Annotated in this window: 9 protein-coding genes; 6 read left to right on the top strand and 3 right to left on the bottom strand. The window is 41.1% G+C overall.

What is annotated here, in order from left to right:
• Window positions 1-273: 273 nt before the first annotated feature.
• Window positions 274-918: a DUF502 domain-containing protein gene (locus AAG747_RS12000; RefSeq protein WP_346821416.1), complete on the bottom strand. Its 645-nt coding sequence runs from the start codon at window positions 916-918 to the stop codon at window positions 274-276.
• 250 nt (window positions 919-1,168) lie between these two features.
• On the opposite strand from AAG747_RS12000, the gene pheT reads away from it, so the two are divergent.
• From pheT to AAG747_RS11975, 5 genes are all read left to right on the top strand, one after another.
• A complete protein-coding gene (gene pheT, locus AAG747_RS11995; RefSeq protein WP_346821415.1) occupies window positions 1,169-3,586 on the top strand; it encodes a phenylalanine--tRNA ligase subunit beta in 2,418 nt (805 codons plus the stop codon).
• Between the two features lie 371 nt (window positions 3,587-3,957).
• Window positions 3,958-4,260, top strand: coding sequence for a hypothetical protein (locus tag AAG747_RS11990; protein WP_346821414.1), 303 nt, complete (start codon window positions 3,958-3,960; stop codon window positions 4,258-4,260).
• A 15-nt stretch (window positions 4,261-4,275) separates the two neighbouring features.
• The gene (locus AAG747_RS11985; RefSeq protein WP_346821413.1) at window positions 4,276-4,551 is read left to right on the top strand and encodes a cell division protein ZapA; all 276 of its coding nucleotides are present in this window, start codon (window positions 4,276-4,278) and stop codon (window positions 4,549-4,551) included.
• A 92-nt stretch (window positions 4,552-4,643) separates the two neighbouring features.
• Entirely contained in the window at window positions 4,644-6,230 is a 1,587-nt protein-coding gene (gene rny, locus AAG747_RS11980) for a ribonuclease Y (protein ID WP_346821412.1), read from the top strand.
• 265 nt (window positions 6,231-6,495) lie between these two features.
• Window positions 6,496-7,707, top strand: coding sequence for a hybrid sensor histidine kinase/response regulator (locus AAG747_RS11975; protein WP_346821411.1), 1,212 nt, complete (start codon window positions 6,496-6,498; stop codon window positions 7,705-7,707).
• 148 nt (window positions 7,708-7,855) lie between these two features.
• On the opposite strand, the gene AAG747_RS11970 is transcribed toward AAG747_RS11975, so the two are convergent.
• Window positions 7,856-8,467, bottom strand: a complete 612-nt coding sequence (locus AAG747_RS11970) for a fumarylacetoacetate hydrolase family protein (protein ID WP_346821410.1) — start codon at window positions 8,465-8,467, stop codon at window positions 7,856-7,858.
• A gap of 447 nt (window positions 8,468-8,914) precedes the next feature.
• Between AAG747_RS11970 and AAG747_RS11965 the strand changes: the two genes are divergently transcribed.
• Window positions 8,915-11,152, top strand: a complete 2,238-nt coding sequence (locus tag AAG747_RS11965; RefSeq protein WP_346821409.1) for a hypothetical protein — start codon at window positions 8,915-8,917, stop codon at window positions 11,150-11,152.
• A gap of 89 nt (window positions 11,153-11,241) precedes the next feature.
• Here the strand turns inward: AAG747_RS11965 and AAG747_RS11960 are convergent, their stop codons facing one another.
• A complete protein-coding gene (locus AAG747_RS11960; RefSeq protein ID WP_346821408.1) occupies window positions 11,242-11,589 on the bottom strand; it encodes a 4Fe-4S binding protein in 348 nt (115 codons plus the stop codon).
• Between the last annotated feature and the right edge of the window lie 34 nt (window positions 11,590-11,623).

Here is an 11,623-nt window from a genome sequence, read left to right as displayed (position 1 = left end):
TAATCTGCTTCTCTGTTTGTCGGGAGCAATGTTTAACTAATTAATGTTCATGTAGTACTTACTGTTGGTCTATAAAACAGGCCTTATGCATGGCCGTATTTTAGGCGATAATCGATAGAAAAGCCCTAATATAAATTAAATAATTTCCAAAAACAATAGTAAAGTTTATCTAAGACTTTTTAGGTAATTAAACCTTCCCCCGTTTTATGGGATTCTAAAGGGGGAAGGAAAGTGAGGTACTTTGTTAAATGCTTGGCTGTGAGCTTTTTTGCTTTAGGGTTTTGGGGGGATGGAAGAGGCCGGAAGGGAGGGGTCGGAACCCGCTTGGGAGTCTACCTGGGAGTCCAAATCCGAGACGCCTCCGGAGACAATAAATTTCATGACTTGGGAGGAGGGCACCCCATCGATGATTTGGATATTTTCTTTAGGGACAATGTATAAGTTTCCGGAAATATTGTAAGAATGTGGAAGGTACACAGCCACCTTATCCTTGATCTGTATTTCACTCAAATCATGTTGAGTGATGAAACCGATGCGGTATAAGTTATTTTCCTTATTGAGTTGTACCAATACCGGAGTTTTAAACTTTTTCTTTTCCCCCACAAAAGCTCCGATCAAATCTTTTACGGAAGTATAGACGAGATTAACCAAGGGTATTTTTAAGATAAACCGGTCGACTGTATCCACCACGGATTTTTCCACTATGGTAGAGGTGAAGTAACCGATAAGGGTAATGGAAGCAGTTAAAATTAAAATGCCTAAGCCAGGGACTTTAAAGTTTAACAATTGATCGATCCACTGAAACACGGCAACGATTACATAGATTGTAATGGCAAGTGGCGTTACCAGCAAGGCTCCTTGGATAAAATATCCTAAGGCTTTTTTCAAACTTGCACTGGGGTTGTTTGGAATGTTCATAGCATGTGATTTTTTTGATAATTCTCGCTTACAGTCTTTTAGAGAAATCCTGTTCCGCAATCCTGTCCTTTCGCTAATATTACCCTGAAAAGATATGTTAATTCTGGTAATTTATCCTAATTTTGTTGGCTAATAAAGATTGAACAGGAGCATGTTGAATTTTGGCTTTACGGCACAACAGATTAAATTCAACATGCTCCTGCTAAGTTCAAAGTTTCTGCAAAAACACAAAATCACAAAATAAAATCCAATGAAGATTTCATTAGACTGGCTAAAGGAATATATAGACATTGACGAAACGGCTGAAGAAATCGGACATATGCTCACCATGTCAGGCTTGGAAGTGGAAGGGATCGAGCAATTTGAAACGATTCGTGGAGGACTTTCGGGGGTAGTGATCGGAGAAGTAATGGAATGCGAAAGACACCCTAATGCGGATAAATTAAGTGTAACGAAGGTAGATATCGGTGGAGAGGAGCTAAGCCCAATTGTATGCGGAGCACCCAATGTAGCAAAAGGACAAAAAGTATTAGTAGCAACTGTAGGAGCTACATTGTATCCCAATGGAGGAGAAGCGTTTAAAATTAAAAAAGCGAAAATCAGAGGCGAAGTATCATTGGGGATGATTTGTGCCGAGGATGAATTAGGTTTGGGAACTTCCCACGATGGCATTATGGTGTTGGATACAATCTTAGCCAACGGTACACCTGCTGCTGAGTATTTACAAATTTCATCGGATCAAGTATTTGAAATCGGTTTGACACCTAACCGGGCCGATGCCGCTTCTCACTATGGGGTCGCACGCGATTTGAAAGTTCTGCTAGACAAAGATTTGAACTTTCCGGATATAGCCTCTTTTAAGCCAGACGATACTTCCCGGACCATTTCTATCGAGGTAGAAAATCCGGATGCATGTCCACGGTATGCCGGGCTTACCATTTCCGGAGTGGATATCAAAGCCTCTCCTGACTGGTTGCAAAACAAACTGAAGGCTGTGGGACTGAGCCCTATCAACAATGTAGTGGATATTACCAACTATATTTTGCATGGACTAGGGCAGCCTATGCATGCCTTTGATGCGGATAAAGTGAAAGGGGATAAAGTGATCGTGAGAAATGCTGTCGATGGGGAAATATTTGTGACCTTGGACGGACAGGAGCGTACCTTGAAAGGCAACGACCTGATGATCTGTAATGAAGAAAAACCCATGTGTATCGGTGGTGTTTTGGGAGGATTGGATTCAGGGGTGACTACCTTGACCCAAAATATTTTCCTGGAAAGTGCCTATTTTTCTGCCGACCATATCCGCAAAACCGCCCAACAGCATAGCATTAAAACGGATGCTTCTTTCCGCTTCGAAAGAGGCACGGATCCGAATATGCCGGTAAAAGCCTTGAAACTGGCCGCAATGTTAATCAAAGAACTGGCCGGAGGAAAGATCACTTCCGAAGTGATCGATGAGCACCACAAGCCTGTCAAAAACTTTACGGTGGAGGTAAAGTACAAGAATGTACACCGGTTGATCGGGAAAGAGCTTTCCAAAGTGGAAATCAAGACCATCTTGGAAGGGTTGGAAATCGGCATTGTAGAAGAAAATGCAGAGATGTTGACCGTATCGGTTCCTCCGTACCGGGTGGATGTACAGCGAGAAGCCGATGTGATCGAGGAAATACTCCGGATTCACGGGTTTAACAATATTGAACTAAGTGAAAACCTGGCCGCCAGTTATTTAGCGGAATTTCCTAAAAAGGACCCGGTAAAAATACAACAGAAGACCACGGAAATGTTGGTTGGGGCCGGCTATCAAGAAATCATGACCAATTCTCTGACCAAAGCTCAATATGCTGAGGCTTTGGATGGGGTAGAAGCTTCCGAAAATGTGCATATCCTTAACTATCTGAGTGAGGATTTGGCCGTGATGCGTCAATCTTTGATGTTTTCGGGATTGGAAACCATTGCCCATAATGTCAATCGACAACAACATAATTTGAAGTTGTTTGAATTCGGAAAGGTGTATCAACAGAAAGGGGATAAGTATACCGAGCGAAAACAACTGGCGATATTGGTGTCAGGAAACCAAGCCGAAGAAAGTTGGTTACAAGCTTCCGGCAAAGCCGATTATTATACTTTGGCTTCCATTGTCAGTAAGGTAATGCAGCGCTTGGGCTTGGATAAGTTCCAACAACAAAGCTTTGATCAAAAGAAAGGCTTGGACTACGGCTTGGAATTATTGATTAACAACCAAGTTGTAGGGCGGGTTGGGAAGGTCAATGCCAAATTAGCCAAACTTGCCGAGGTAAAACAAGAGGTCTTCTATGCGGAGTTGGAATGGGATGCCTTATTGAAAATATACTCCGGTGAAACCAGCTATCAGGAAATTTCCAAGTTTCCGGCAGTGCGGAGAGATTTGTCATTGGTGATGAGCCGGAATGTAACCTTTGACCAGATCAAAGACTTGGCCTTTAAAACAGAGCGGAAACTACTGAAAGAGATCAATGTATTTGATGTGTATGAAGGAGAAAACCTGGGAGATAACAAAAAGTCCTATTCGGTAAGCTTTATTCTGCACGATGATTATAAAACCTTGACTGACAAAGTGATCGATAAAACGATGAACCGTCTGATCGGGGCATATGAAAAGCAGTTGAATATTCTTATCCGGAAATAATACATTGAGGTTTAAGGGGAGTGCTCTCAGAAAGAAAGGCTGCTGCTTACAAACTTGACGAACGGGAAACAAGCTTGAAGAATATCCCTTTTCAAAGTAGTATTCGTTCTGTAGAGGCTTCTGGTAGAATCCTATGATCGTTTTGGATTCTGGAGCACTGTCCTTAAATTTATTTTTCCCTTTTATAGGAAAGGCGTATTAAATTTGGCTTCTTTGCAAATTATAAATACCTTATACAAGCCAAAGAGGCTTGGTTGGAATTGTAAAACCCCAGTTATCATAAAATCAACCTTTGCTCAAGAAAAGAGCGATGAGTGTGGGAGCAGGGAAGAATTATGGTAGCGGCCTAAATGCGAATTGTTGATTTAGCAATGAGTCAGAAACAATTAGAAGTAGAGCTGAATAAGTTAGAGTCAAAACTTCAACTCTTGCTAAAAGCTTATCAAAAACAACAAGCGGAATTGGCTCAACTGACCCATGAAAACCAGGAATTGAAACTGAAACTATCAAAACAAAATGAACAATTAAATTATTTGAAATATAATTCTGAAATTGCAACTATTGTAAATAGTTTAGCTGAAGGAAGAATGAACCCATCAGAGCTAAAGGCTAGGATTAGTGAGTATATAAAAGAACTAGATAATTGCATTGCGTATTTGAATAAAAGCTTGTAGTGCAAATGGTTGATAATGAGAGATTTTTACATTAAAATAAAAATTCTGGATAGAGAATACTCGCTTAAAATCGATCCCAAAGACGAGGCAGTGTTGCGGAAAGCAGGGAAGTTTTTGGACGAACAACTCAATGAGCGAAAACAACAGTCCGGTATAGCAAGTAAGCAAGATCTTTTAGCCATGATTGCTTTTGATCATATTGTGAATCAGATGAAGAATGAAGAAGGACAACAATTCCTGGCTGAACGCTTGCAGCAATGTAACCATTGGATTGATGAAGTTATTAAGTGACTTTTGGCTCACCCGATTGCTAGCCCCTCTTGTGGAAATGGCCGCCACGGCTAAACCATCACAATTTTAGGAGCTTAAAACTTAGAGGAAAAATGGATTCAGTTATTGTATTAGTAGTTGCCGTACTGGCAGCTTTAGGCATAGGTATATTTATTGGACGCAACATGCTCAGACGCATGTTTACCCAAATGGAGACAGACGCACAAAAGAAGGCTGAATTGATGGTCCGGGAGGCCGAAGTGAAAGCCGAATCTATCAAAAAAGATAAAATGCTGGAGGCAAAGGAGAAATACCTTAAATTAAAATCTCAATTAGACAGCGAAACCAGCAAACAACGCAATCATATCAATGACCGGGAAAGCAAAGTAAAGCAGTTTGAGATGAAGGTCAAGCAAAGAGAAGTGGCCCTGTCCAAACAACTGGAACAACACAAAAAAGAAGCCCAAGAATTATCTCATCACAAAGAAGATATTGAAACACAACGGGAGGCGGTAAGCCGGAAGTTCGAAGAAGTCGATAAACTTTTGGCTCAACAAGTAGAAAGCTTGGAGAAAATCTCAAATATGAAAGCGGATGAGGCCCGGGAACAATTGATTCAGACCTTGCAGGATGAGGCCCGTTCAAAAGCTTCGGTCCATATCAAAGACATCATGGAGGAGGCAAAAATGACCGCTACCAAAGAGGCAAAAAAGCTGGTCATCTCTACCATTCAACGAACAGCGGCCGAGCATGCCATTGAAAACTGCGTATCGGTTTTTAACTTGGAAAGTGACGAGATTAAAGGTAAAATCATTGGCCGGGAAGGACGTAACATCCGTGCCATCGAAGCCTCTACCGGTGTGGAAATTATTGTAGACGATACCCCGGAGGCAATTATCATTTCCGGATTCGACCCCGTACGGAGAGAGGTGGCCCGTGTCGCATTACACCGCTTGGTGGCCGATGGCCGTATCCACCCAGCCCGTATTGAAGAAGTGGTGGAGAAAACCAAGAAAAATATTGAAGACGAAATTATTGAAATAGGAGAGCGTACCGTCATTGATTTGGGGATTCACGGACTGCATCCTGAATTGATCAAAATGGTGGGAAGAATGCGTTTCCGCTCTTCTTATGGGCAAAACCTATTGCAACACTCCCGGGAAGTTGCCAACCTCAGTGCCACTTTGGCGGCCGAGTTGGGCTTGAATGCAAAATCAGCCAAAAGGGCCGGCTTATTACACGATATTGGGAAAGTGCCGGAAGAAGAGTCTGAGTTGCCACACGCAATCTTGGGGATGAAATTGGCAGAAAAATACGGAGAACATCCCGAAGTATGCAATGCAATTGGAGCACACCACGATGAAATCGAAATGAACTCTTTAATCTCTCCGATCATCCAGGCTTGTGATGCGATTTCAGGTTCCAGACCTGGTGCCCGTAGAGAAATGATGGAGTCGTATATCAAGCGCTTGAAAGACTTGGAAGAATTGGCGCTGTCGTTCCAGGGAGTCAATAAATGTTTTGCGATGCAAGCAGGACGTGAACTACGTGTATTGGTAGATGCGGAAAATGTAACGGATGCCCAGGCAGGTCAGCTTTCGTTTGATATCTCTCAAAAAATTGAGCATGAAATGCAGTATCCGGGACAGATTAAAGTGACTGTGATCCGGGAAATGCGCTCGGTAAATTATGCGAAATAAATAATCTTGAATACGATCACCCTTTTACAGGGTATTTAAAAATACTTAAATGATACAATATTGCAAAAGGGCTGTTTTTCTGCGAAACAGCCCTTTTGTCTTTTTAAAATAAACATTTCTGTAATTTATTTCTTTTATTTGTTACTCACCGGATGGTTTTGTTATCCTTCTGGGTTTTTAGTCCATAGGAATTTTTTGAATTATTAGAAAAGGGAGAAAACCGCCAAATATCCTGGGTTATTATAGATATGATTTTTTCTAGCCAATGGAATACAGATTACTAGTTGTTGATGATCAGGAAGATTCTTTGTTAATATTCAGGCGTTTACTTTCGAGTTTTGGAGAAATCTTCCTGGCAACGAATGGAAAGGAAGCTTGTGAAGTAGCTTTGAGAGAGTTGCCGGATATTATTGTCATGGATTGGGAAATGCCCGTGATGAAAGGAATTGAGGCGGTAAGGGTTTTAAAAGCGGAACCCAGAACCAAAGATATTCCGATTATCATGGCAACCGGCTTGAAAGAATCCGAAAACTTGAAGGAAGCCCTTGATGCCGGAGCTACTGACTATGTGCGCAAACCCATCGACAAACAGGAACTCTTGGCCCGGGTGAACTCTGCCCTGCGACTTTATGATTCTTATAAAGAAATCAACCGTCAAAAAGAAGAGATCCTCAAGCAAAACAACATTATTTCTCACCAGAATGAACAGGTGAACTCTATCAACATCAAGTTGAAAGAAACGAATAAACAACTGACCAAATCCGAAGGCAATCTACAGCGCATGAATGATTTGAAAGACAAGTTGTTTTCGATCATTTCCCATGATATCCGTGGCCCTTTGAATACCCTGACATCTTTGTTGGATGTGTTTATCAATCACTCCGGCACCTTTACCGTGGAAGAGATGCGGCAATTTTCTATCGATATCAAGAGTTCGCTCAATGGAGTTTCTTCTTTGTTGGATAACCTGTTAAAATGGTCGCTGTCGCAGATGAACAAACTGGAGTTGGACGCTGAAGAAGTGGACTTATGTTGGATCATTTCACAAAATGTAAAACTGTTGACGCCGGGGGCAGCTTCCAAAGAAATTAAGTTGATCAAAGCCGTGGAAGAAAATACGGTGGCTTATGCCGATAAAAATATGATTGATTTTATTCTGAGAAACTTGATTTCGAATGCAATCAAATTCACCAACTTGGGTGGTGCGATCGAAGTTACGTGTAAAAGAGATGGTACTACGGCTGAAATGCAGGTAAAAGACAATGGAGTGGGAATGGATAAAAAAACCTTGAAAAACCTTTTCAAGTCCGACCGTTTGATGTCCAAACCGGGGACCTCGGCCGAAAAAGGAACAGGATTGGGCCTGGCCTTATGCAAAGAGTTTGTAGAAAGAAACCGGGGGACTATCGAGGTGGAAAGTCATGTGGGCAAAGGAACTACCTTTACCATGACTTTTCCTAATCAACAACCTGTATAAATAAGGTTGGACGCTGTATTTTCCGGGAAGTAAGGCCGGGATTTAAAAGCGAGTTTTAGCATTATCAACTAAAAAATCCGGATATGTGAGAGTTTTACCCGGATTTTTTTAGCCTATTGGTCTATTAAAAAGTACAATGGTCTTTACATTATTTCACCTCAAAGTCTAAAAACAATTGATCCTCAATATAGCCTTTTAGTTTGTCTCCCACCAATACCGGGCCTACCCCAGCAGGAGTTCCGGTGAAAATGAGATCCCCCTTCCTTAAGGTGATAAACCGGGAAATATAACAAATCATTTCATCAAAAGTAAAGAGCATCCTGTTCGTGTTTCCTTCCTGCCGGATTTCATCATTAATCTTCAAGTTAAAGTTAAGGTTATGTAGATCAGGAAATTCCGTTTTGTCTACAAAATGGGAAACAGGAGCTGAGTGATTAAAGGCTTTGGCAATTTCCCATGGCAAGCCTTTTGCCTTGAGTTTACTCTGAAGATCTCTTGCCGTGAAGTCGATTCCCAATCCTATCTGGTCGTAGTATGTATGGGCAAATTTAGAACTGATGGACTTGCCTTCTTTACAAATTTTGAGGACAATTTCGACCTCGTGGTGAATATCTTTGGAAAAGTCTGGGTAATAAAAAGCCTGGTTGTTGCGGAGTAGGGCTGTGTCCGGCTTCATAAAAATGACCGGTTCGTCCGGTTTTTCATTATTAAGCTCTTCAATATGAGCCGCATAATTTCTACCTATTGCTAGTATTTTCATGTGTATTATTTTTAATTTTCAAAGATAGAGCTTCTTCGGAAGAATTTTCGCATATCATTTGTTTTTGCAATGGTTCCATGATTTTTTTGACCGGAATTGACCTTACAAGTTTCCCTACTAAAATTCTATTGTACGCTCATTGCCTGTTTTTACGGATCAGAAGTAAATGCATTTCCGATACTGATCTGCTGCGCCATTTTCGATTACATAGAATCTTCGCTATTTTAGTGACCCGGTTATTATTTTGGCCTGTACAAAGGCTTGACAGAATGACGGAAAGATGATTAACTTATACCGGTGCAGTGGGCAGTTTTCCCGGGGTAGCTTTTGTGTTTTTTCTACAAAAATTAAGAAGTATTATGAAGGGAAGAGCATAAATGAGCGGGAAGATATCGTTGGAAGGTTACAGAATAAATCAAATAAATCTGAATAAAATCTTGTGGGTGAATGAGAAGAACGATTAGACCATTATTGATAGCCGTATTGGGCTTGTTGATGAGCATTACACCTCTGATAGCTCAAGACCAAGCTTTTGAAGAGGTTTATCACTTGGCCAAAGAAAAGAAAAATGAGGAAGCTGTAAAAGCTTTAAGCTTTTATGTTGCCGGTAATCATAACAATGCGTTAGCGAACTTTCTGTTGGCCAAGCTGGAGTGGCAGAAATTCAAAGAAATGTATTATTTGGATGCGCCTCATTTTTCAGCACTTCAGGATTCGCTTGAGAAGCATTTTTCCAGGGCCTTGGCAAATGCATCCCGAAAAGATATCCGGAAAAATAAGCGTTTTTATCAGGAATTGTTAAAAACAAAACGGCCGAAGCTACCCGAAGTAAAGTCCAGGTTTGAGCAAACGTTCCAAGAGTTTCAAACGTATAAGGATGAAATCGATCAACTCACTCAATATCACTGCCGGATCAAAAAGCATTACTTGGTAGCTCAGAACGCTTATAGCTCGATTGGGGAGCAGTATTCAACAATGGCCGAATTGTACTTTATTGAAAACCCCAATGTAAAAAACGACATTGAAAATATTGCCTTCCAGTTTGATTCTTTACAAACAGCCCTCAAAGACTATCATCATTACCTGCGAATCAAAAAGTTGGTCTTACACAAGCAAAAGTTTTCCTTTAGGCAGTTCAATAAATTTGATGCGGAAAAAGTTACTTCCGGTACATTTCATGAAAAAAATGTGCTTTTGTTTGATTACGGAACGTGGGCAAAAAATATTCTGAATATCTCGCTAGAGAAGGCCAAAAGGATAAAACAAACTTTGCTTGTAACCGACAAGCAACTTAGCAAAATGCTTCAGGAAGTGGATACCGCTGCTTTTCCGGATGAGCAACTTCGGGCAGAACACAATCAAGTGATCACGGATTTGTTTGATTTGGATGGGAATTCGCTGGCGGCAAAAATCCTTTCCTTCAAACAAGTTAAACTGGATTTGCTACATTATATCAAATTGCACCAAACTTTATCCGGTCAAAACAAAAGAAGGCTTTCGGATAACAACCACTTGGAAGACCTGATTCATAAAAACCTGAAAGAAGCGGATATTTTGCTGAAAAATATGTCTTTCAGCGAAACGGAACTGAATAAATACCGGGAGTATATCCGGCAAGCTTATCCAAAGGGTGAGGCCGGCCTGGAAAGCTATATTCAAACAGAGCGATTGTATGTAGACCATAAAATATTGGAATACGAATATTTGATTGCCAAAAGAAAGAACAAAAACCGTTCGGACAGGCAACCCATGCACTCCATGGAGAAAATTTCCTATGCATTTCCCAGAGTGGAATACCGCAAAAAAACTATCGCCTTGGATGTGTCCAACATCAATCTGGACTCCTTACTTTCTTTTGGTGGCTATGCCGGAACGGAATTAGTCAAATTGGACAATGGAGGACAACTGGTTGCGGGCTTTTTTACTCCGAATAATTCACAACAACAAGATGCCTTTTTGGCTCAAATTGATTCGCAGTTTCATGGCAAATGGTTGAGAACCTTCCGGCACCAAACGGAAAACGGAGCAAATTGTAACGACCAGATTAAAATGTTAAGTGTGAAAGACGATCATTCGGCAATGGTGTTAAAATCGGTAAACGGGGAGAAAGTTTTTTACCGGATTGTGCGTTTGGATCCGCAAGGAATGGTAAAATTTGACCATATGATGGAGGAGGAGAAAGTCCCCCGGAACATTTCATGGGTGGAGAGAGGGAATGAAGTATTGGTCGTTTCCAAAGGCCAAAAACAAGAAGACCGTTTTGAATCATTGGAAGATTGCTTTATTGAGCGCTTGGACCGGATGGGGAATATGAGTTATCAGAGACAATTAAAAATCCGGGGCTTGGTAGGACCTGTAACACCTATTCGCTCAGGTTTTGTTGTGATGGCTAATTTTCTGGAATTTGTGGACGGAGAAATGGCGATTAAAAGTGAAGCCTTTCGCAAAGGAGGATTTAATGTGCTTTTGATGCTATTGAACAAGGCCGGAGAGCTTACCGATATGATTCCATTGTTTTCGAATACACCAATATTTGCCAATGAAATTAATGAAAGTGCCGATGGTACACTGGCCGTCAAAGGAGTAAAAGGCGATTTTACATTTGGAGGCTCCGGGAAAGTGAATGGAGGAGAGTATTGGAAATTGATTGTTTCGGAACAACAAAAAAAACACGGCAAAATATAATTGCCGTGTTCACTTGGTGTATTGTTAAGTTTTTTAATTACCTTGATTAGGATGTGAAAAAACGACATCCTCGTTTGAAACTGAAGGGCTTACGCGTGCATCCACTCTTTTTTCTGCATTAAATCCTCTTCAGATTCTTCATTGTCGGGATCTTCTACACAGCAATCCACTGGGCATACCGCTGCACACTGAGGCTCTTCGTGAAACCCAGTACATTCAGTACATTTGCCGGTAACGATGTAGTAAAACTCATCAGAAAACGGTTCATGTAATTCATCAGCGTCTACTGTACTGCCATCCGGAAGTTGTATATCTCCACTTAGGTCAGTCCCTCCAGCCCAAGACCACTCAACACCACCTTCATAGATTGCAGTGTTGGGGCATTCGGGTTCGCATGCACCACAGTTGATGCATTCGTCAGTGATCATAATAGCCATTTTCTACCTCTTTTAAGTTTGGTTTTAATTATTT

The sequence above is a fragment of the Rapidithrix thailandica genome, from assembly GCF_039710355.1.
In the GTDB taxonomy this organism is placed as follows: Bacteria; Bacteroidota; Bacteroidia; order Cytophagales; family Flammeovirgaceae; genus Rapidithrix; species Rapidithrix thailandica.
Note: the sequence above shows the minus strand (reverse complement) of the source record. Positions and strands in the feature narration are given on the sequence as shown.